The organism is Hutsoniella sourekii ATCC 700629, assembly GCF_000518205.1.
GTDB lineage: Bacteria > Bacillota > Bacilli > Lactobacillales > Aerococcaceae > Hutsoniella > Hutsoniella sourekii.
The window spans coordinates 21,713-45,067 of sequence record NZ_JADD01000012.1; the positions used below are offsets into that span (position 1 = coordinate 21,713).

Genomic DNA, 23,355 nt, shown 5'->3' on the forward strand with positions numbered 1-23,355 from the left:
GTCTATGGTCAAACGTTCCTTTCGTTTTTTTCAGTCGATCTATTTTAAGATTCCTCTGCTTTTTATCTTTATTTTATTGATTGCCTTTCAATTTATTGGGGTCTTCTTTATCGACCGTTTGGAGACTCAGTCTGTTGAGTCCTATGAGGCCCAAATTCGAACACAGACCGACTTTCTCACCAATAACTTGGTGAGTCTAATGGAACAGTATGAACAAGCTAGTGACGACCAGGCAGTCAAGGAAGCAACGGAACAGATTAGCCAGACCCTGGAGACCTTTACGACACCTATGTCGACACGTCTTCAGGTTATTAATACGGATGAGACCTTAATTGCGACAGACTTTAATAGCGGACTCGTAGATGTCGGTACCCAAGTGTCCGACCCTGCGGTCCGTAATGTGCTCTTAACGGCGACCTCTTCTTCTAGTAAGGCTTATGATAATTCAACTAGTCGCTACTCTTACACCTTGATTCGTCCGATTCTATCCACTTCTACCGAACAGAACAATCAGGTTCTGGGGGCCGTGGTGGTCGAAGCCGACATGACCAGTGTCTACCGGCAGACGGACCGGATCATTGATATCTTTATCCAATCGATCGGCTTAGCCGTTGGGGTGGCGCTACTTGTGTCAGTCTTCTTGTCACAAGGCTTAACAAGGCCTCTAGAGACGATTCGTCAGCAAGCCATTCGTATCTCTGAAGGAATCTATAATTATCCAGCGGAAGTCTATGGTAATGATGAATTAGGTGAATTAGCGATTACGGTTAATGAACTGGCTGATAAGGTCCGTGACGCTCAGGAGTCAACTGAATCCGAACGTCAGCGCTTGGATGGAATCTTGCGACATATGACCGACGGTGTCATTGGAACCGACCAACACGGTAATGTACTACTGGTTAACGACCGGGCCTTGTATTTACTGGACGTTCACCAAGAAAAAGCCATCGGCAAAAACATTCTCCGCCTACTAGGAATCGACCAAAACTATTCTATGACCGACTTCTGGCATGGGGATAATGAAGTCTTAATTACCACTGTCGACGACGGAGCCGAGACGATTCTCAAGGGAGAATTCTCCGTTATCCGCCGGGAAACTGGCTTTGTGACCGGACTGGTCTGTGTCTTAACCGACGTCACCGAACAAGAAAAGTGCGACCAAGAACGTCGCGACTTTGTATCGAATGTTTCTCATGAATTACGGACACCATTAACCAGTCTAAAGTCATACAGTGATGCCTTAGCAGAAGGGGCTTGGCAAGATGAGAACTTGGCCCCGCAATTTATTGAAGTTATCCAATCCGAAAGTGACCGTATGATCCGTATGATTGCCAATCTCTTGGACTTATCCAAGATCGATGGGGGTCAAATTGTCTTGAACCGTGATTTTATTGAATTCAAACGACTGGTTAATTATATCTTGGACCGCTTGAACTTTACCCTTGAGAGCGGCGAACTCTTTGAAGGACGCCAATATCATATTATTCGTGACTTTACCAACCGGGACATCTATGTCGACATTGATCAAGATCGGATGACCCAGGTGATCGACAACTTGCTTAACAATGCCTTGAAGTATTCGCCGGATGGGGGAACGATTCGGGTGCGTATTGTCGACAACCACAAGAGCGTGGTCTTTAGTGTGGAAGACGAGGGATTGGGAATCTCCCAATCTGACTTGGAACATTTATTTGAACGTTTCTACCGGGTAGACAAGGCAAGATCGCGTGAACAAGGGGGAAGCGGTCTAGGACTAGCCATTACTAAGGAAGTGATTGAGCTGCATGGGGGTCGCATATGGGTAGATAGTGTGGAAGGTGAAGGATCCACCTTCAGCTTTGAAATCCCTTATTCCAGCTATGATGAGTTAAGTGAGGAGTGGTACTAAGATGAAGATGAATCGATTCGTCACCGGACTATTAGTGTTGGTAGTGAGTCTGAGTGTCTTTTTAACTTATGTTCTACTCTATGGTATCGAGAACTTTCGAGCCATCTTGAATCAATCCGACCAACAGCAGACGGCGATGATTAATGATGTGAATTCGCCTTCAGAATTTTACCAATCTACTTCTCTAACTTTTGAGGATACGGTTAAGCCGACGGATCTAATCGTCAGCAAGGACGGTTATATCGCCAAGACGACCCAGCAAGAGCTTCTGGACCAGACCTTAGCCCACTTGAGCCCGACGGTACTGAAGATCGAAGATGAGAAACCGACGGAGGATTGGGACTTTATTGCCAGTCTTTATCAAGGGGACTTTGTGCAATTTATCTTTGCGGATGAATATTATTTGGGGAACTTGACCCAGCTCTTTAATATGGATGAGTCGCTCCAGGCGAGTGAATACCGGGTGGATCGCTTGATCATCCCGACTGGGGGAACCCATCCTCAAGGAACCGCCTATCTGATTAACAGTGAGAAGGATTCTTACTTTACGCTAAGGGGTTATGATGATTCGGACTGGTTGGGTCAACTTCAAGCCATCCAACCTCAAGACGAGCCCTTCATAGAAGCGGTTGGGGCATGGACGGCTAACCGGATGGTCTACTTACCGGCTCAGACGTTAGATGAGAAGACGGAGACCTATACCTTGGAGTCCTTGCCAGATAACCTATACTTAAGTAAGGTCTTCCCCCAATCGGACTACCGGTTGAGTGAATTCTCGGATGGGTCGACCATTTACCGGGCTTATGATCTGGCTTTGACCTTGGACAATCTAACCCAGCGGATGGAATTGAAATACTCCCTCGGTTCAGAGAAGTCTCAGACCCGCTTGCCTCATGAGAAGATTGCCTATACCTTTGATCCGGTTGCTATGCATGAGTATTGGCCTGGCCAGTTGCGGATCAGCTCTCAGAGTTCCACGATTGTTCATTATCGTCGCTACTTGGATGGCCTGCCTATTTATGCAGCTAAGTCGATTCCTGATTATGGAACTGACCGGATCTATACACGTTCGGATGATGCGGGTGGGGATATTGCCCGCTTCCAGATTCCGACCTTAATTATCCGCACCCACATTCCAGACTTGAGCCAGCCAGTTAAGCTAGAGAGTGCTCAAGAAATTGATGACTTCCTAGCAGAGCATGGCTTTGCCCTAGAGACCTTTGATGATGTCTTTCTAGCCTTTGAATGGCAAAAAGAAATGCATGACAATAAGAGTGCGACCTTTGTCCCTAAGTGGTTCTTTGAATATAAGGGACAAGTCTACAGCTGGGATCAGATTGAAAACCAAGAATTCCGTCAAAAATACGACGAAATCAACCAAGGCAGAGGCAATCAAGGAGGCGATGACTAATGGACTTCAAGCGAATTCAAGTATTGATGGTCATTTTCTTTTTGTTTTTTGATTTGTATTTGGCTTGGATGTTGATTACCAGAGTAGGGCTCACGGCTCCTACAACGACACCAGTGGAATATTCGGTGGAGGAGAACTTGGCCAGTCGGAGTATCAAATACCCCAAGTTGGACCAGAACCAGTATGAAGAAGCAATCGTGCAGACTCAGACCAATAATTACTTAAGAGACAATCTCGGCCAGTTGCAGAACCAGACCGCGGATGTCGATGAGAATGGTGTCTTGCAGGCTGAATTTGATGAAGCGATTAGCCTAGGCGAGCGACCTGATGAAGAGACGGGCGAATTCTCAGACGACTTTTACCAGTCTATTTATGAGCAATTGCTCTTACGACCTGAACTCTTTATCGCGGGTGGGGAGTATCGCAATATGTCTTATTCGCCGGAAGAGAAGGTGATCTACTTGCGTCAAGAGGCCACTGAAGGACATCCGATTGTCGATGGAACAGCGGAGCTGCGCCTGAATCTGAATGAAGACTTTCAGATCATCAGTTACCGCCAGACCTATCAAGCGGATGTTAAGGTGCTCGACCAGACCATTACGACTATTTCTCAAGCGGAGGCCGTCCGTATTCTCGACCACCGGGTGGATACCCTGATCCCTGACCGGTCTGAGATCACCCGGATCCGCTTGACTTACTACCGGTCTACTTCCTTACCTAGTGTTAATATTTACGCGCCTACTTGGGAAGTGACCTATATTCGCGAAGATGGCCGCCGGCGCAACATATACGTGGATGCCAGTCGAGGGACAGTGATCAATAATAACTCACTGACGCCTTCATCTAGCTAGCCATCCGATTCGAACCAAGTAGACTTGAAGCTAAGGAAGCCCCCTGTAACTTGACTATCCTAGCGGGGGAGCTTGACTTGGCTTTTTATTTTGCTGGCAAAAATATTTTAAAATTATTTTAGGAGCTTGGAAGTTGCTGTCATCCGCTTTTACTTGCTGGATGAGAAAATGATCGCCCAATCAAATAGATGTTCGCTATATTTACAATTTGATAAGTGTTAGAATTGAGAAACTGAAGGAGTGAGTGAATTGACAGGGAATAGAAGAAGACACATTCACCCCTTACTCAAGTCGATAATGGTCCTATGGGCTCTGATGGCGACATTGAGTATGGGATTATTAACGGTAAGAGCAGAAGATTTCAATTCCATGGATCGGACACGGGAGATTAGTTACGACCTAGAGGAAGTGAATATTGAAGGCAAGATTTCCGCTGAAGGGAACGTGACCTTCCAAGAAATCTATCAGATTCAAGTGGATTACTTTAATGGGATTAAATTCGTGGTGGACCATCAAGGATCAACGCTAGGTGACTATCAAGTGAGTTACCTAGATCCAGAAACTGGAGAAGCTATCCAGATGAGTGAGGACTTTACCGGTCAGCCAGAGACCTTCTCGCTCAATGATGATGGCAGTGAAGCGGTCTTTACCGTCCACTATCCTGCTTCCAAGGAAGAAGTGAAGATCGTTCTCACCTATACGCTCAACCAATTGGTGACCAATTATGAAGACGTAGCTGAATTGAATCGCAATATTGTCGGACAGAATACGGCTGACGACTTTGATGTTCATGCCAAGATCTACCTACCCAAGGCTGTTGCTCAAAAAGAAGATTTTCGGGCATGGGGTCACGGAGCCCCGCAAGGGGAAGTCTATCCGCGCACCGAAGGCGGTCAATCCTGGGTGGAAGTGACTGTGCCTAACAATCCGGCCAATCAATTTGTCCAAGTGCGAACGATCTTCCCGCGGAGCCTCGTTCCTAACAATAGTAATGTCATTGAACGCCCGGCCAAGGAAGAGATAATTAGTCAAGAAGAAGCCGTAGTCGAATCAGACCGGTCGAGCTTTCGTCAGTTTCTACTTGCTAGAATCGGTGGCAGCCTCTTGGCTCTGGTCTTAGCCTGGTGGCTCCTTTGGAGCGGCTGGCGTTATTACCGCCAACAAAAAGAAGCCCTCAATCCTAACCCGATTCATGTGCCTGAACATAAGTATGACTTACCAGAAGACTTAACCCCGGCGATTATGGCAACAGCAGTTCTCAGAACCACGCCCAATGCCGATGACTTCTCGGCCACCCTCTTGGATCTAGCTAGGAAGGGCTATCTGGCCTTGGAGGAGATTGAACGGGTCAAGCGCGGGATCTTAAACCGCAAGGGAGAGACCACGGTCCAAATTCGGATCCTCCCGCAAAAGTCTAATCAAGAACGACCACCGCTTCAAAAGCACGAACGCTTTGTCTTGGATTATGTCACACCTGTCCAAGGAGACACCATCACCTTGGAGGAGATTGAGACCCAGATCAAGCAATCGGATGCCATCAAGAAGCAAAAAAACCGACTCTGGGAACGCTTCTCCAACACGACTGAAGTCTTGGGTCAAGCCAAGAAGGGCGGGCCTACCTTGGAGCGGTCTCGCTCTCAACGTCAGGCCTGGTTGGCCTTGTTCGCCAACATAGGTGTCCTGATCCTAACGGCCTCTGTTCTAGCCAGTACGACCTTGCCCGCTAGCGTGGCTTCGTGGGCCCAGACAGCAGGAATTGTGACCTTGGTACTTCAAGGGATAGGGGTTCTCCTAGCGATTCTGCTCTTGGTTATGGTTTATTGGCGGCCGATTATTACGGCTCGTGAAGACCAGATGGAGAAGGAATGGAAGGCCTTTGCCCGTATGTTAGATGATATTGGCCAATTTGATATGCGGTCCATTGCCTCACTGCCATTATGGGATGAGTACTTGGTCTATGCAGTTTCCTTAGGGGTAGCTGACAAGGTGATTGAAGCCATGAATGCGACTTATGGCCAAGCAGAATTAGAAGCCATGACCCTACCGCGCGGCTTCTACACCAACCCATACTTGATCCATCACTTGATGCGCCAGTCTATTCACTCTACCATCCAGAGTGCTACGCCAAGTCCCACCGTCTCCAGTGGTGCCTTTAGAGGCAATAATACAGGCGGCTTCGGGGGTGGCTTCTCCAGTGGTGGCGGAGGCGGCTCCGGTTCCGGCTCAGGTATGAGTGGCTTTTAAGCATTAGAAGCGATTGTTCATTTAAGAAAGACCATTGATGACTCAAGTATTGGCTTGATTTGTCAATGGTTTTTGACTTTAAGGAGGAATGTCTGAGTGGTCGGCAGATCTATTTGATTTTAGTGGGTGGTCGTGCTACTCTTAAGAGTGATCATTTAGGAAGGAGTGGTTCGATGCAAGAAGCGAGCCCTTCATTAATTCAATACAAGAAACCAGTAGCTACAGCCACAGACACCATCTATTATTCGGTGCTGGCGAGTGGCTCTAGCGGGAATGCCACCTATATCGAGACTGACCAGGTCCGCCTATTGGTGGATGCGGGACTCAGCGGCAAGAAGATTGAGGAACTATTAGCCCAGATCGGACGCTCTGGTAAGGACCTGGACGCCATCTTGGTGACCCATGAACATAAGGACCATATCCACGGAGTGGGCGTGCTCTCCCGGCGCTATAACTTGCCCGTCTATGCTAACACTAAGACATGGAGTCAACTGGATGGTATGTTAGGCAAGATCGCTGAAGACAACCGCCAGATTATCGAACCAGAGACGCTGATGACTCTAGGAGACTTGGACATCCAGACCTATCAGGTGAGCCACGATGCCATTGACCCTCAGTTCTACGCCTTCCAGAAAGGCAAAAAGCAGTTTGTCATGTTAACAGATACCGGTTATGTCTCCAATCGCTTACGAGGCCTTTTATCGAATGCAACGGCCTACCTGATCGAAAGCAACCATGAAGTAGAGATGTTGCGCTATGGCCCTTACCCTTGGTCACTCAAGCAACGCATCTTAAGCGACAAGGGTCACTTATCCAATGAAGATGGGGCTCTAGTGATGACCGACTTGATCGGTAACCAGACCCAAGAGATCTACTTGGGCCACCTAAGCCGGGACAACAATACCAAGGAGATCGCCATGCGGTCCATGGAAATGATTCTTCAAGACCATGACTTTGCAGTCGGCACCGACTTCCGCTTGAACATGACCGACCCTGGCCAAGCCACCCCCTTGAGACCTTTGTAAGAGTGATCCTAGTCTAGAATTAGACTAGGATTTTTTGCTAAATGAGGCAAAAAATCATAAAATGAAAGCCTAGACTCAATTTTAACTCTGAAGATATTCATAAGGTGTTCATATTTAGATGTTAGACTTAAGTCATAGGAAATAATTAAATGATTACCACGAATACAAAATGACAAGGAGCAGATTATGAACAAGAAAATAAAAGATGTAACCCCTCAAAACAACAATAATAACCCTAAATTCTGGAAAGGCGTCTTCGGCGGCGTGGTCGGGACCGTTGTGACCTTATCAGTAGCTGGTGGCTTGACTTATGATTATATGCAAGGCAACCACATTGGCTATGCCCAAGAAGAAAGCCAATCCGCTGAAGAAAGCACTAGCCAAGAAAGTCAAGCTAGCGCTCAAACCACTGAATCTACTCAAGGAGCTCAATCTGATACAGAGCAAAACTTGATCAATGTGGTTGAGAAGACACAAAGTGCCGTTGTATCGGTTGAGAACCACCAAAACCCTGCCCAAGCAGGGAACTACCCAGCTTTAGGAGCTGACGGTGGCTACGTTCTAGGTGACGCAGAGAGCCAACCGGTTCTTTATGGTACGGGGTCCGGTGTGGTCTACAAGGTTGAAGGCGACAAGGCCTATATCGTGACCAACGCTCATGTTATTGACGGGGCGGACTCGGTGGAAGTGACCATGGCTGACGGTCAGGACGTGAAGGCAGAGCTGGTTGGTCAAGATACCATCAGCGACTTAGCTGTTCTAACAATCCCAGCTGAATATGCCAAGGAAACCTTGAAGTTTGCTAATTCTGACGAGATCAAGGTCGGAAGCCACGCGATTGCCATTGGTTCGCCAATCGGTTCAGAATTTGCCTCATCCGTCACTCAAGGGATCGTCTCAGGTCTAGACCGGAACATCCCGATTGATACCAACCAAGACGGCACGGAAGACTGGTCTATGCAATTGATCCAGACTGATGCGGCAATCAACCCAGGTAACTCTGGAGGCGCCTTGGTCAACTCATCCGGCCAACTCATCGGTATCAACTCCAGCAAACTTAGCGCTTCCGACGTTGAAGGAATGGGCTTTGCTATTCCATCCAATGAAGTAAACCGCATCGTCCAAAAATTAGAAGAAAACGGCGAAGTCACCAGACCAGCCCTAGGTGTGGCTATCATGGATCTCTCTCATATTGCCAAAGAATCTCGTCAAGATGTCCTCAAGCTAGACCCAGAATTAACCGACGGTGTCGTCGTAGCTGAAGTTAACCCAGACTCTGACGCTGAACGAGCCGGCATCCAAAAATACGATGTCATAGTCGGAGCCGGCGACAAGCCAGTCACCAACATGGTTGAGTTAAGACAAGCCCTCTTTGCTCACGACATCGGTGATACAATCGAACTTAAAGTACTCCGTGACGGCAAAGAAGAAACAGTCAAGGTCGAACTCACCCAAGTCCAAGAAGTCGCAAACCAACCCGAAGTCAGTGAAAGCACTGAAGGAGGCGAAGGCTTCATCCCTTACCCAGGCTACTACGGTGAAGGCGACCCTTACAGCGAATTCGGCGGCGACTACTACGGCGAAGGCGACGGAGGCTACATCCCCTTCAACCCCTTCGGCAACCAGTAATCAACAATTATTAAATTAAAACAAGCCCCAGCACTCACTTGTGCTGGGGTCTTTGCGTGTAGACGAGTGGGAGACTTGACCCGGTGGTGAAGAGGTAGCCTATTGGGTGTGAAGCAGATTTGCTACCTAATAGGTACGCGCATTTATATGCGAAATAAATTTGGCGTATAAAAGTCTGTTTCTATTGGGTACGAAACAAATTTGGTGTATAAAAGGGTCGTTCAATTAGGTACGAAAAAATTTTGGTATATAAAAGTCTTGTTCTATTGGGTACGAAAAAATTTTGGTGTATAAAAGTCTGTTGCTATTGGGTATGAAATAGATTTGGCGTATAAAAGATGGCTTCTATTGGGTACGAAATAAATTTGGCGTATAAAAGATGGCTTCAATTGGGTACGAAAAAAATTTGGTGTATAAAAGGTGGGTTCAATTGGGTGTGAAAATATTTTGGCATATAAAAGGATCGTTCATTTGGGTACGAAAAAATTTTGGTGTATAAAAGCCGTTTTCCATTGGGTGCGAAACAAATTTGGCGTATAAAAGTCTGTTTCTATTGGGTATGAAATAGATTTGGCGTATAAAAGGCAGGTTCAATTGGGTATGAAAATAATTTGGTGTATAAAAGCCGGCTCCCTTTGGCTACAAAACAAATTTGGTATCTAGTACCCTCATCTATCTAGGTATAAAATAAATTTATTTAATGGAATTTGGAAAATAATGTGTATTTATATAGTAGGAGGGCTGGCTTCATCTCCTCCTGTAAACATGCTATAATACTAATGAAATGAGGATCAACGCATGGAACAATTCCCAGAACCACGCTATCTAGCCACAAGTGATCTCCTATTCAAGAAAGTACTCGCATCGCCTGGTAATGAAGAAATTCTACTCGAGATGATCAATCGCCTAACCAATCAGCAATTCGAATCTGCCAAGCCCCTATCTCCTTACAATATTGAACTCTACAAAGAAGCTCAGGCCCAGGCAGGTAATAAGTTGAGGCATACCGAAGTGGATGTTCGAGCTAGGACGGGTACAGGTGAGCAGGTAACCATTGAAATGCAACTCGTGGCCCCTCGAAACTTTCTCAAGCGCGTACACTTCTACGCAGCCAATACCTATACGGATTATTATGCCAACTATGACGACTCAAACAAAATGCTCCTTGATTCTGTTCAGACAACGGATCCCTATCAGCCATTACGAACTGTCTACAGTATCAATATTGTCGCTAATTCAGTCTCGCATTCAAACCAAGCAGCTTGGCGAATCTATCGAACTTTAGATGAACAAACAGGCGAGCCCATCACTGCTATACCGGGAGTTTACCCCTCTACCCCCTGTGGCGCTATTATAATGGCCTATCCCCCTTACAGGATGCTCCAGAATTTCTGAAAAAAGCTTACAGGATAATTGAAAGACATAACTTAAATGAGGAGGAACTTCAAATGATCACTCAAGAAGAATACCGTCAAGCTAACCTAAGATCCTTCCTGGTGGACATGGAACTTCGGGTCAAGGAAAGCCATGAACAAGGACTGGAACAGGGCCTTGAGCAAGGTCTAGAACAAGGCGTCCAAAAAGGTATGGAAGCAGGCCTTACCCAAGGCCTATCAAAAGGCCTAGCCCTGGGCCAAGCGCGCAGCTACCAGCACTTACTGCAAAAAGGTCTCACCCCCATTCAAATCGCCGACCTCTACGACGTGACAGAATCAGAAGTATCATCCAGCCTGTCGCTCCTCAATCACTCCACCCTTAAAAACTAGCTAGCCCATAGGAGGAACTTCAGATGATTACTCAAGAAGAATACCGCCAAGCCAACCTAAAATCCTTCCTGGTGGACATGGAACTTCGGATCAAGGAAAGCCATGAACAAGGCCTGGAACAGGGTCTTGCACAGGGCCTTACCCAAGGCCTATCAGAAGGCCTGGCCCTGGGTCAAGCACGTAGCTACCAACACTTACTGCAAAAAGGCCTCACCCCCAGTCAAATTGCTGACCTGTACGACGTGACAGAATCAGAAGTATCATCCAGCTTGTCGCTCCTCAGTCAATCCACCCTCAAAAACTAGCTAGCCCATAGGAGGAACTTCAGATGATTACTCAAGAAGAATACCGTCAAGCTAACTTAAGATCCTTCCTAGTGGACGTGGAACTTCGGATCAAGGAAAGCCATGAACAAGGCCTGGAACAGGGTCTTGCACAGGGCCTTACCCAAGGCCTATCAGAAGGCCTGGCCCTGGGCCAAGCGCGCAGCTACCAACACTTACTGCAAAAAGGCCTCACCCACAGTCAAATCGCCGACCTCTACGACGTGACAGAATCGGCCATCGCCAACAGCCTCTCCTTACTAGCCGATTCATCCTCTTAACCCTCAGCCAGCCACTAGACGGGTACCTACCAGCCAGGTGCCCGTCTATTTTATATGGGAGGGAGATGAGGGGCTTGCCAGAATCTCCCCAAAAACTAATGCAAACATTTAAGGACTCTGCTACAATAATAATTGATAAAATTATATTAAAATTCTAAAGGAGAAATTATGCAAGAAGAAGTAAGCTTATTAGAAATCTTCCAAATGTTACGTAAGCATTTGGGAGCCATTATCGGCACCACCCTCATTGCTGGAGCGATTGGTGTCCTGGTTGCCATGTTCCTTGTATCCAACAAATACAGTTCCCAGGCTCAGCTGTTAGTTAACCAACAGTCAGCTGCCCCTGCGACCCGCAACAACATGCCCGACCAGCAAATTCAATACAACGATATCCAGACTAACGTGGCCTTGATCAACACTTATAGCGATATGATTAAGTCTGACTCCGTCCTCAATGAAGTCAGCCAACAAGTCGAGGGTAATATCAGTCTAGCTGACCTTAAGGGAGCAATCAGTGTCGAACAAGAGCCGAACTCTCAGGCCTTCAACGTTGAAGCAGTCACTACTTCACCAACACTCTCTCAACAAGTGGTGGAATCTGTGATCCAAGTCTTCGAAGAGACCTTAACCGAAGTATACGGCGAAGATATCTCTAGTATCTATGTCCTCTCGCCAGCGACCTTCAACGAGAACCCCGTATCACCCAACCGGATCCTCTATGGCTTGATTGGGGCGGTTCTCGGTGCTGGATTGAGCCTGATGATTGCACTCTTCCGTGAGATGTCTGATACCACGGTTCGCGACAGCGACTTCATCCAGACACTCGGACTCGTCAACCTGGGCGAGATCTGTGCCTTAACTAAGAGCGAAGTGCGTGATAACCGCATGGCTAACAACATGTCGCGTGCTGACAATAAACGTAGAATTTAGGTGATAAGATGGGATTATTTAGCAAAAACAGAAACAGCTTAGAAAAAGAACAACTCCAAGGGGCACCTCTCATTACCTATTATGAGCCCAAATCCGTAATCAGTGAACAATTCCGGACCGTTCGAACCAACATTCAGTTCGCCCGCTTGGACACCAAGTTGAAGTCGATCTTGGTTACATCCAGTATTCCAGGTGAAGGAAAGTCCATGGTAGCAGCCAACCTGGCCAACGTTATGGCCCAGAACGGTCAGAATGTCCTACTCGTAGACTCTGACTTACGTAAGCCAACCGTTCACCGGACCTTCGCCCTAGACAATAGCCAAGGCCTCTCGACCTTACTCTCTGACCGGGAAGCGGATATTAACCAGATCATCCACCGCCTACCAGAATTAGGCTTGAGTATCTTGTCTTCCGGACCGGTCCCACCTAACCCGGCCGAGCTCTTGAACTCTGCTCGAATGACCAGCTTGATGAGTGCCTTGGAACAATACTTTGATGTTATTATCTATGACGTCTCTCCACTAACTGCCGTAACAGATGCCCAGATTATGGCCGCCAAGGTAGATGGTGTGGTCTTCGTGATGCGGCAAGATTATGTCTTGGAAGGCGAAGTGAGACATGCCGTTGAGACCTTGAACAATGTCAACGCCAACATCTTAGGTTGCATCACCAACGGAGTCGATGCAAGTTCCGCTAGCGAATATTATGCCTATGCTTATGGAGAAGATCTCTAATGATTATTGACTTACATAGTCACCTCTTACCAGGAGTGGATGATGGGGCCAAGGACCTGGAAGCGTCCTTGACTCTAGCCCGCTTGGCGGTTGAAGAAGGGATTGAACACCTAGTCTTAACCCCCCACCACAATAACCGTCAATTCGTTAATCCAGGCCCCGGTGTGGTTCAAGCCACTCAGGCCTTGCAAGCGGCTTATGACCAAGCGGGGATTCCGCTGAAGGTCTATCCTGCCCAAGAGATTCGCTTAACAGAGGCTTTCTTGGATGAACTCTATGCGGGTCAACTCTTGTCCTTGGATGGTGGCGGACGTTATTACTTGATTGAATTCCCGACCCGGGAGATTCCGGCATGTACTGAGGACGTCCTGCAAGCCTTGATTGATCAAGGCTCCACCCCAGTGATTGCTCACCCCGAGCGCCAACACAACTTCCAGAAAGACTTGGACTACTATGCCAGTCTGATTGAAAGAGGTTGTCTGGGACAATTAACCAATGGATCACTGGCTGGCCGGATGGGACCCGAAGTCGAAGCTGTCTCCAGAGAAATGATCAACCGGGGATTGGTTCACTTCTTATCATCCGATGTCCACCATCCCGACTGGCGTCCCTTCGATACCCGGGCCGCCTATCAAGTCTTAGAAGATACATACGGATCAGACAAAGTAGCCAGCTTCAAGCAAGTTGCCCGTGCGGTAATCAATGGTGACCCTGTTGAAGTCGCACCGGTCCAAAGAACCCAGCCCGTTCATAGGAAAAAGAAAAACCAGAAGAAAGCCTTCTGGCAGTTTTTGAAGTAGAGAGACGTAGTTAAAGACAGAAAGAACTAGCTCATGTCACGAATATTTCTATCATCACCTCATATGAGTGATCAAGGTTTCGAAAAAGAATATATTAAGGAAGCTTTCGATACAAATTGGATTGCTCCTTTAGGAAAGAATGTAGATGAATTTGAACATGAATTAACGGAGATGGTAGGCATTGAAAGTGGCCTTGCCTTATCTTCAGGTACGGCAGCGATTCACTTGGCCCTCAAAGCTTGTGGTGTTAAGCAAGGAGATACAGTCTTAGTTCAGGATCTAACCTTTGCCGCTACAGTAAATCCAGTACTCTATGAGAAAGCTACTCCTGTCTTTATTGACTCTGAACCCGGATCTTGGAATATGGATCCGGAATTATTGCGTCAAGCATTAGAGAAATACCAAGCTAAGGCTGTGCTTGCTGTTCATCTTTACGGCGTATCAGCTAAGATTGACGAGATTAAAAGCTTATGCCAAGAATATAATGTTCCACTGATTGAAGATGCAGCTGAAAGCTTAGGGACTATCTATCATGACCAATGGACAGGAACATTCGGCGATTATGGAATTTATTCCTTTAATGGAAATAAGATTATCACAACCTCTGGTGGAGGCATGCTAGTTTCCAATCACAAGGATGGAATCGCCAAAGCCCGTTATTGGGCCACTCAAGCTCGTGAGCCGGTTCTGCATTATGAACATAAGGATATCGGCTATAATTATCGTCTAAGTAATATTTGTGCGGGTATTGGACGTGGCCAATTGAAGGTACTGGAAGAACGCGTCCAACAAAAACGCCATATCTTCTACCGTTACCAAGAGGCCTTTAGCGATATTAGTGAGATCACAATGATTACGGAAAAGGAAAATGAGCGAGCCAATTATTGGTTGAGCGCGATTATCATCGATTCGGATACAATCCGACCTAATGATATAATTGAAGCGCTAGCAGCTGAAAATATTGAATCTCGTCCAATCTGGAAACCCATGCATATGCAACCAGTCTTCAAAGACTATGACTTCATTGGTAAGGGATATTCACAATACCTATTTGATAAGGGCTTGTGTTTACCTTCTGATAGTAAAATGACAGATGAGGAAATTGATCGTGTGATTCAAGTAGTTCGAAAGTTTTGGAGTTAAAAATGAACCTCTATGAGAAATATTTTAAACGAATGATAGATATAGTAATTTCGGGGGTAGCATTAGTAATATTGCTACCTCTCTTGTTAGTTATTGCGATCTTGGTGCGTACTAATTTAGGTTCACCTATCATCTTCTCTCAGAGGCGCCCAGGTAAGGATGAACAAATATTTAGAATGTATAAGTTTCGCTCGATGACAGATGCTCGAGATGAATATGACAATCTTTTACCAGATTCTGAGCGTCTCACGTCATTTGGTAGAGCGTTAAGAAGTACCTCTTTGGATGAATTGCCTGAACTATGGAATATCTTGAAGGGCGATATGAGTTTTGTCGGGCCTAGACCACTATTAGAATCCTATCTCCCCCTCTATAATCAAGAACAAAGAAAGCGTCATAAAGTGAGACCTGGATTAACAGGGCTTGCCCAAGTTAATGGTCGTAACGCAACTACCTGGGCGGATCGATTTCGCTATGATGTGCAATATGTTGATAATTTGAATTGGCAAATGGATATACGCATTCTATTAGATACGATAAAAGTCGTTGTATCTAAAGAGGGTGTATCCAATGATCAAGTCGCAACAATGATGCCATTTGAAGGAAATGATAATGATGAGTAGTCTATATATTATTGGTGCTGGAGGTCATGGGAAAGTTGTCGCTGAGGCCGCCCAGTTAATGAACAAATGGTCTCAAATTTATTTCTTAGATGATCGAGAGGAACTATGGGGAACTATCATCAATGATTGTAAAGTTATAGGATCACTTGAAGATGTACTAAAAAAAGAAATTGTAGATAGTGAATGGATTGTAGCGATTGGGGACAATAGAACACGTGAGAAAATTCAAAGTAAATTAGAAAAAGCAGGTTGTCAAATAGCCACAATAATTCACCCGTCCGCTATAATATCCAAGTATTCTTTAATAGGTGAAGGAACAGTTGTAATAGCTGGAGCTGTTGTCAATGCATCAACAATAATTGGTAGGGGATGTATCGTCAATTCAAATGTTTCGATTGATCACGATAATAAGATAGGAGATTTTGTGCATTTATCTCCAGGTGTTACACTTGGTGGCACTGTTGAAATAGGAGATAGGAGTTGGCTAGGTTTAGTAAGTGTAGTCAAAAATAATGTTAATATTGCAGAAGATTGCATAATAGGAGCCCAAGGACTTGTTTTGAAAAATCTTACCTTATCTAGTACTTATATAGGACAGCCAGTTAGAGCATTGAAAGGATCAGAAGTCTAATGAAGAAAGCTTTAATTTATGCATCTGTTGCATCAATGATTGATCTATTTAATATGGATAATATAAATATTTTACAGAATCTTGGTTATGAAGTTGATGTTGCTTGCAATTTTGAAGAAGGTAGCATTACTTCAGACGAAAGAGTTATGGAGTTCAAAAAGGAATTAGAGATCTTAGATGTAAAATATTATCATATACCCATTCCAAGATCTATCAGTCGTTTTAGAGATATTATAGATTCTTATGAACAGACAAAAAGTTTAACTAGAAAAAATTATGACATTGTTCATTGCCACTCACCGATAGGCTCTGTGATCTGTAGATTAGCATTTAAGGACACAAACACAAAGGTTATATATACAGCACATGGATTTCACTTTTTTAAAGGAGCACCGTTAAAAAATTGGATACTTTATTATCCAATAGAGAGATTATTTGCGAAGTACACAGATTTACTGATAACCATAAATGACGAGGATTATCAATTTGCTAAAAAAAAGCTTAGCAATGTAACTGATGTAGAGAAAATAAATGGCATTGGCATAGATATAATGAAATTTTCAAAAAAATCTTTAATGACAAGAATGTTTCTTCGAAATTATAGGATTTATGAGACGGACTGTGTCATCATTAGTGTTGGGCAACTTTCTTCTCGTAAAAATCATTCTTCAATAATTAATGCTATACACCGTCTAAATAATCCTCATTTAAAATATTTAATTATAGGAGAAGGAGAGCTTCGTTCCAAGTTAGAAACTTTAATTAAAGAACTTAACTTAGAAGAACAAGTATTTTTATTAGGATACAGAGAAAATATTGCAGAATATTTATCTGTGTCAGATATATTTGCTTTTCCTTCATTACAAGAAGGACTTCCAGTAGCTTTAATGGAAGCGATGGCAGTTGGACTTCCTTGTATAGTTTCAAATATTAGAGGAAATAGTGATTTAATTGATCAAAGTAAAGGTGGGTTTATATCAAAAGATAATACAGGAGATCAATATATGATGTATTTAAATCAACTATCATCAGATAAACAGTTAAGAGAACAAATGGGTATTTATAATCAAGATAAAGTTAGAAAATTTGACAAGTCTGTTGTGAATAAACAAATGAAGAATATCTACTCAGAAATTTGAATTATATTCAATAAAAGTATTAGAGTTGGGGATAACATGAATGTATTAAATATAATTAATAATTTGGGTGCTGGTGGAGTCGAGCGCGTACTAATGGATACTATCCAAAAGACTCATGAGAAAGTAAACCACAAAATAATGATAAAAACAGATCAAAATTTTTTTGAATCCGAGTTAGATAGCCTGGGTATCGAAGTCATTCAGGCACCTAAGTATAATTTACGGAATTATTTATCCCATTATAGGTATTTAAAAAATTACCTGGAAGATAATCAAAATAAAATCGATTTGATACATTTTTATTGTGGCTCACTAAATTATTATCAACCTATTCAATTAGCTAATAAATTAAATATACCAATACTAATTCATAGTCATAATTCGAGTTCCCGTTCGTTACTATTAAATTGTGCTCATCGATGCATTAGATATTATCACCGACGATATGGTCAATCATTTAATATTGCTTGTTCAGAAGCAGCTGGACACTGGATGTTCGGTAGAAGTAACTTCTCACTACTATTGAACGGAATTAATATTGAAAAGTATAAAGAAAATTATAATTTAGGTCGTAAAAAGATAAACCTATTCATAAATAATCCAGAGGCAATAGTCATTGGCAATGTTGGCGGATTTACGAAAGTAAAGAACCAGGAATATCTAATTGATTTATTACTATCGTTAAATAAAGAAACAAGTTTACAATTTGAAATTGTATTGATAGGTGATGGACCACTTAAAGACAAAGTAGAATCTAAAGTTTATCGAAACAACCTTAATGAACAAGTACATTTTTTGGGTTATAGGGATGATGTAGAGGAGCTGTTAGGGCTGTTTGACATATTTATTATGCCGAGTCTTTATGAAGGCTTACCATTGGTTTTGTTAGAGAATCAGGCAGTAGGAACGCCTATCTTAGCGAGCGATACAATTGATAATCAATCTAAAGTTAATAAGAACTATCTAGAGTTTAACTTAAATGATGATTTTAACGACGTTATTGAAAAAATTAAATATTTGCTTAGTATAGGGAATGTAGGTTCACAAATGCAAGGTACATCTTATGACTTAGATGTTTTTTCAGAGAAAATTTTAAATGTTTATGAGACTATTAATACTAAAATTGAAAAGGAGATATAGATGGGAGAGCCTAAAATATCTGTATTAATGTCAGTCTATAATGAAGAGACTTACTTGATTCGACAGGCAGTAGATTCAATCTTAAATCAAACATTTACTGATTTTGAATTTATTTTAATTAATGATAATCCAAATAGTTCAAGAATTAGTGATCTGTTAAAAGAATATGATAAGAATGACAGCAGGATAATCCTCATTACAAATCCTGAAAATTTAGGATTACATGAAACTTTACGAAGAGGTATAAAACTATGTAATACAAATTATATTTTAAGAATGGATGCGGATGACATATCTTTTGAAAATCGTTTTCAAGTACAATTTGATCTCATAACCAAATATGATTATGATCTTATAGGATTAAACTATCAAAGAATAGATTTAGAAGGTAATATAATTAGGAAAGGATCAAGCGATGATCTTCAGGGTGCGGTTAACACAAATTTGCTCATCAAAAACTCAATACCTCACAGTTCATTTTTAGTAAAAAAGTCAGCTTTAAATAAAATCGGAAGCTATAGGGATTTATTTTATGCAGAGGATTATGATCTTTTGTTAAGAATTATCAGTGCAGGAGGAATAATTTATAGAACAAAAGAAGTATTAATGCAAGTTAGAGAAAATCCTGATGGTATAACTATGGGTAACCAAATTAAACAAATTATTAGTGCCATGTATGCTAGAGACTTATATCTTGAAAGAGTTAGCAATTCTGATTTTAAGGATTCATTTTCAATAGAGAATCAAAGTAGATATCTAAGTCGTTATCTTCAAGGTTACACCGAAGAAAAAGAGAAAAGATCGATGTCTTTCTTAAACAAAGCATCTTTAGCTAAAGTTAATAAAAACTACACAAAGGCAATATTTAATTATTTTATGTTGATTGTATCAGATCGAATATTTAGGTCTTTATTTTTACAAAGATTGAAAATATATTTTTATTCACTTAAAAAGAGAGAAACAATAGGAGGGAAAAATGGCTAAATATACTAACAAACTAAATGTTTTTTTCCTAACTATATTTTATTTGGGATTTACAATTACTACTGTTGATAAGGCATATTTTCCTACAAAATATAAAATTTTGTGTCAATTTGCTTTAACTTTAATATCATTATTGTACTTTTCTTTTCGCTATTATCAGGTGAACCGTGGAAAGATACCCATTCTTAAATCTTCAATTCAAAAGCTTATAACAATTATTTGGTTTTCATTTTCTTTTGTTGTGCTTCTTTCGTCAACTGTTAACGGTGAAGTTTCATTAAACGGCTTTATTTACTTGATTTTCATCCCTGTTGCTCTTTTCCTAATTATTCCAAATAGTCTATTTGATCCATTGAAGGAAATTAATAAAGCTACCTTATACTCAAATTTTTACTTTATAATATTTATCATTTTAATTAGTAATCAATCTATATCAGATTCTATTGCTTATAAAGGAATCACTGCTAACCCAAATACTTTCGGTATAATTGCTTTGCAGGCAACGTTTAGTAGTGTTTATCTTATTTATGATAAAATTAAAAATAAAGAAAAAAATATTATTTATTTTGTTTTAATTCTGTTTTTAAGTATATGGTGTATGCTTGCTTCAGGTAGTAGAACAGTTTTGTTATCATTTATCTTCTTTTTAATTCCGATATCGACAGTCTTAATTTTTGAAAATCTTCACAAGATTTATAAGTGGATTTTCCCATTAATTATTTTTTCAGGGATTTTATATTACTTTTTCCAGGATATCTTCTACAATTCAATATTCCTTAAATTTAAATCGACGATTTCGAATGATCTGTTATTATCAAAACGTGATGTTATTTGGAATTTAGTACTTGATGACTCTAGATTATTCGGGCATGGAGAAAATTATTTCCTAAATGATGTTGGAATTGAGGGGCATAATATTTTTATCCAAACACTTGGCTATTATGGTTGGGTGGCAGTAATACTCCAAATTGTATTCTTTGCTTTAGTTTTATATCTGTCGTTCAAATTTGCTATTAAACTTAAAAAAAATACTTATTCTCTTTATCCTTTATCCTTTACAATATGCTTTCTTGTATTAGGTATGGCTGAAAGTATTTTTGGTGCGTTTCAAAAAAATCCAGTTATGATTTTATATAATATTGTCGGAACGTTGATGTTCTCGCAGAAGATTTATCGTAATGAAGGGAAGATGACTAATGGTTAAAGAGGTTTTTCTATCGATTATAATACCTATGTATAATTCAGAAAGCTTCATTCAATCACTACTTAAATCTATTATTTATCAGAACGTAGACTTTCAAGTAGAAGTCATAGTTGTCGATGATGGATCTACTGATAATTCTGTTAAAATAGTTAAAAGTTATCGAAGATATGATGATAGAATTATACTATTGCAACAAGAAAACTCTGGAGCACCAAAAGCGAGAAATTACGGTTTAAGGAATTCAAGAGGGAAATATGTTTATTTCGTAGATGCTGACGATAATTTAGCAAAAGATAGTTTAAAGCATATAGGTAACAAGTTAAAAGATCAAAGTCCAGATCTATTGATAGGATCTGTAAAAGTAGTTGATCAGGATTTCAATATAAAAACCTCGATGATTTATGATAATGAAACTTATACTAATTCGTATCATAGTATCTCTGATTTAATAATGATGAAACCACTACCGGGTAATAAAATCATTTTAAAGGAAATTCTAATCGATAATGACATTTATTTTTCTGATTTAAAAATAGGTCAAGATTTAAATTTCTATTTAAAGTACCTACCTTTTTGCAAAAAAATTATTACGATGGAAGAATTTGTTTATAAATATTATTTAAGAGAAAATAGTATTAGCCATTCTTATTCTAGTAAAATAGCGGATATAGTCAATTCAATAGAAAATGCTGAAGACTTTCTTAAAGATAATGGAATTGAGGAAGTAATGAATTGGGAGACTCTAAAGTTACAACATTACTATTTACAATATTCCAAAGTTCCACTCATTGAGGATGATCAAGAGAGAAAATTGACTGGGGATATACTTTACACTTCCATGAAAAAGGTAGATTTATCGAAGGTAGTTAATTTACAACATATTCTGACTAAAACTAAACTAAAGCTTTTTCTTCATCCAATTTATATGAGTAATTCTATCTCTAAAATTATTCGGAAACTTCATTTTGCGTAAAATTATTTGTCTTTATTACGAGAACAACAATAAGCTCAATATAAAATAAGCAGAGGTTAAATGGTATGGGAAGTACATCAAATTTAAATAATTTAAAATTTAATTCCGTAGCTGCACTTGTTTATCAGGCGGTAGTCATCATATCTGGGCTAATAATTCCTAGATTTATACTTAAGTTTTATGGTTCAGAAACAAACGGACTCCAAGCCTCTGTATCGCAATTTTTATCTGTTATAAATTTTTTAGAACTAGGAGTCGGATCGGTCGTACAGTCTGCACTTTATAAACCATTATATGAATCGAATATGAATTTAATAAGTGAAATTCTAAGCGCTGCTCAGTCTTATTTTAAAAAAATAGCAGCGATTTTAATTATTTACGTGATCATTTTATTAGTTCTATTTCCAAACATTATAAACAGCCCTCTGAATGATATTAGTACTGGCTTACTTATAATTGCAATGTCAATTAGTCAATTTTCCCAATTTTACTTTGGATTAACGAATCAACTATTGTTGAACGCAGACCAGAGAAATTATGTTCAAATATCAGCTAGTATAGTAACGGTAATATTAAATACAGCACTAACAGTCTTTTTTATTTACTTAAAGTTTAGTATTGTTACGGTAAAATTTATTTCAGCTTTTGTATTTTTATTAAGACCATTATTTTTAAAATATTATGTGAGTAAACATTACCAAATTTCACTGAAAGAAAAATTTACTTCTAATTCTATCCCCCAAAAATGGAATGGAATGGCCCAACATATAGCTTATGTGGTATTAGATAGTACGGATATAATTGTACTGACTGTTTTTTCAACGTTAGAAAGTGTATCCATATATACTATATATAATTTAGTGGTTAACGGCCTAAAACAATTAGTGATGTCCCTAGGATCTGGATTGCAATCTTTCTTTGGTCATTATTTAGCTAGAGATAATGTGAAAGAGGCTCTTGAATTTTTAAATAAGATTGAGTGGATATCACATACGATAATTGTTTTACTATTTTCAATGACACTAAATCTAATTATTCCATTTATTCACCTATATACTAAAGGAGTAAATGATGTTAATTATGAGCAGCCCTTATTTGCATTATTTATTGTGCTAGCTCAAATGGTATTTTGCCTAAGATTACCCTATAGCTCAATAGTACTTGCAGGAGGACATTTTAAACAGACTCAAAATAGTGCTATAATCGAAGCTACTCTAAATGTAGTAATTTCTATAGTACTAGTTAACCAATTTGGTCTAATAGGCGTAGCTATCGGAACTTTAATAGCTGTAAGTTACCGAACCTTATACCTTGTGAATTATTTACGGAACAATCTAATCTATAGGCCATTGTCTATATTTTTGAAGCAGGCTTTTATTGATGTAATATCTTTATTCATCCTATATTTTTCAGCCAATTTTATAAATATTAAATCAGATAATTTTTTTCAATGGATTATAACCGCTATTATTCTTGGCTTACATCATATCGTGATAATATTAATTATTAATTTAATGTTTTTTAAAGATAATATATTACAACTATTAAAAGATTATTAATGAGGCATATTGAAATTATATTGGTTCAAATTAATATTTTACTGTACATCAATTAATTTGAACCATTAAAGTTTTTT

22 protein-coding genes are annotated in these 23,355 nt (G+C 40.8%); all 22 read left to right on the forward strand.

Annotated elements, in window-relative coordinates; all coding sequences use genetic code 11:
* The first annotated feature begins 4 nt into the window (after positions 1-4).
* The 22 genes from walK (at position 5) to T408_RS0103325 (ending at position 23,278) form a co-directional block, all read left to right on the forward strand.
* Positions 5-1,888: a cell wall metabolism sensor histidine kinase WalK gene (gene walK / locus T408_RS0103215; RefSeq protein ID WP_028118671.1), complete on the forward strand. Its 1,884-nt coding sequence runs from the start codon at positions 5-7 to the stop codon at positions 1,886-1,888.
* Between the two features lies 1 nt (position 1,889).
* Positions 1,890-3,299, forward strand: coding sequence for a two-component system activity regulator YycH (yycH, locus tag T408_RS0103220; RefSeq protein WP_028118672.1), 1,410 nt, complete (start codon positions 1,890-1,892; stop codon positions 3,297-3,299).
* Positions 3,299-4,150, forward strand: a complete 852-nt coding sequence (locus tag T408_RS0103225) for a two-component system regulatory protein YycI (protein WP_028118673.1) — start codon at positions 3,299-3,301, stop codon at positions 4,148-4,150. Before yycH ends, T408_RS0103225 begins: the two co-directional genes overlap by 1 nt.
* 249 nt (positions 4,151-4,399) lie before the next feature.
* Entirely contained in the window at positions 4,400-6,394 is a 1,995-nt protein-coding gene (locus T408_RS0103230) for a DUF2207 domain-containing protein (protein WP_157060750.1), read from the forward strand.
* Positions 6,395-6,567: 173 nt separating this feature from the next.
* On the forward strand, positions 6,568-7,419 hold the full coding sequence (locus tag T408_RS0103235; RefSeq protein WP_084543889.1) for an MBL fold metallo-hydrolase: 852 nt from the start codon (positions 6,568-6,570) through the stop codon (positions 7,417-7,419).
* A gap of 186 nt (positions 7,420-7,605) precedes the next feature.
* The gene (locus T408_RS10715) at positions 7,606-9,048 is read left to right on the forward strand and encodes a S1C family serine protease (protein ID WP_084543890.1); all 1,443 of its coding nucleotides are present in this window, start codon (positions 7,606-7,608) and stop codon (positions 9,046-9,048) included.
* Between the two features lie 798 nt (positions 9,049-9,846).
* Entirely contained in the window at positions 9,847-10,443 is a 597-nt protein-coding gene (locus T408_RS0103245) for a PD-(D/E)XK nuclease family transposase (RefSeq protein ID WP_028118676.1), read from the forward strand.
* Positions 10,444-10,496: 53 nt separating this feature from the next.
* Positions 10,497-10,814: a hypothetical protein gene (locus T408_RS0103250; protein WP_028118677.1), complete on the forward strand. Its 318-nt coding sequence runs from the start codon at positions 10,497-10,499 to the stop codon at positions 10,812-10,814.
* Between the two features lie 23 nt (positions 10,815-10,837).
* Positions 10,838-11,119, forward strand: coding sequence for a FliH/SctL family protein (locus T408_RS0103255; protein WP_028118678.1), 282 nt, complete (start codon positions 10,838-10,840; stop codon positions 11,117-11,119).
* 23 nt (positions 11,120-11,142) lie between these two features.
* Positions 11,143-11,418: a FliH/SctL family protein gene (locus tag T408_RS0103260; protein WP_028118679.1), complete on the forward strand. Its 276-nt coding sequence runs from the start codon at positions 11,143-11,145 to the stop codon at positions 11,416-11,418.
* 168 nt (positions 11,419-11,586) lie between these two features.
* Positions 11,587-12,348, forward strand: coding sequence for a YveK family protein (locus tag T408_RS0103265; protein WP_028118680.1), 762 nt, complete (start codon positions 11,587-11,589; stop codon positions 12,346-12,348).
* A gap of 8 nt (positions 12,349-12,356) precedes the next feature.
* Complete coding sequence (locus T408_RS0103270) at positions 12,357-13,082, forward strand: CpsD/CapB family tyrosine-protein kinase (RefSeq protein ID WP_028118681.1); 726 nt, start codon at positions 12,357-12,359, stop codon at positions 13,080-13,082.
* Positions 13,082-13,882 carry a tyrosine-protein phosphatase gene (locus tag T408_RS0103275; RefSeq protein WP_035419973.1) on the forward strand — a complete coding sequence of 267 codons (801 nt, stop codon included), beginning with the start codon at positions 13,082-13,084 and terminating at the stop codon, positions 13,880-13,882. Before T408_RS0103270 ends, T408_RS0103275 begins: the two co-directional genes overlap by 1 nt.
* A 33-nt stretch (positions 13,883-13,915) precedes the next feature.
* Entirely contained in the window at positions 13,916-15,025 is a 1,110-nt protein-coding gene (locus T408_RS0103280) for an aminotransferase class I/II-fold pyridoxal phosphate-dependent enzyme (RefSeq protein WP_028118683.1), read from the forward strand.
* Positions 15,026-15,027: 2 nt separating this feature from the next.
* Positions 15,028-15,648: a sugar transferase gene (locus T408_RS0103285; RefSeq protein ID WP_028118684.1), complete on the forward strand. Its 621-nt coding sequence runs from the start codon at positions 15,028-15,030 to the stop codon at positions 15,646-15,648.
* Entirely contained in the window at positions 15,641-16,279 is a 639-nt protein-coding gene (locus tag T408_RS0103290; protein ID WP_211230824.1) for an acetyltransferase, read from the forward strand. Before T408_RS0103285 ends, T408_RS0103290 begins: the two co-directional genes overlap by 8 nt.
* The gene (locus T408_RS0103295; RefSeq protein WP_028118686.1) at positions 16,279-17,418 is read left to right on the forward strand and encodes a glycosyltransferase family 4 protein; all 1,140 of its coding nucleotides are present in this window, start codon (positions 16,279-16,281) and stop codon (positions 17,416-17,418) included. Before T408_RS0103290 ends, T408_RS0103295 begins: the two co-directional genes overlap by 1 nt.
* 36 nt (positions 17,419-17,454) lie before the next feature.
* A complete protein-coding gene (locus T408_RS11680) occupies positions 17,455-18,558 on the forward strand; it encodes a glycosyltransferase (RefSeq protein ID WP_051444765.1) in 1,104 nt (367 codons plus the stop codon).
* On the forward strand, positions 18,559-19,542 hold the full coding sequence (locus T408_RS11685) for a glycosyltransferase (protein ID WP_051444766.1): 984 nt from the start codon (positions 18,559-18,561) through the stop codon (positions 19,540-19,542). It begins immediately after the preceding gene.
* Complete coding sequence (locus T408_RS0103315; protein WP_028118687.1) at positions 19,535-20,746, forward strand: O-antigen ligase family protein; 1,212 nt, start codon at positions 19,535-19,537, stop codon at positions 20,744-20,746. Before T408_RS11685 ends, T408_RS0103315 begins: the two co-directional genes overlap by 8 nt.
* Entirely contained in the window at positions 20,739-21,719 is a 981-nt protein-coding gene (locus T408_RS0103320) for a glycosyltransferase family 2 protein (RefSeq protein ID WP_028118688.1), read from the forward strand. The genes T408_RS0103315 and T408_RS0103320 overlap by 8 nt, the downstream gene beginning before the upstream one ends.
* A gap of 65 nt (positions 21,720-21,784) precedes the next feature.
* Positions 21,785-23,278, forward strand: coding sequence for a lipopolysaccharide biosynthesis protein (locus T408_RS0103325; RefSeq protein ID WP_028118689.1), 1,494 nt, complete (start codon positions 21,785-21,787; stop codon positions 23,276-23,278).
* The last annotated feature ends 77 nt before the right edge of the window (positions 23,279-23,355 follow it).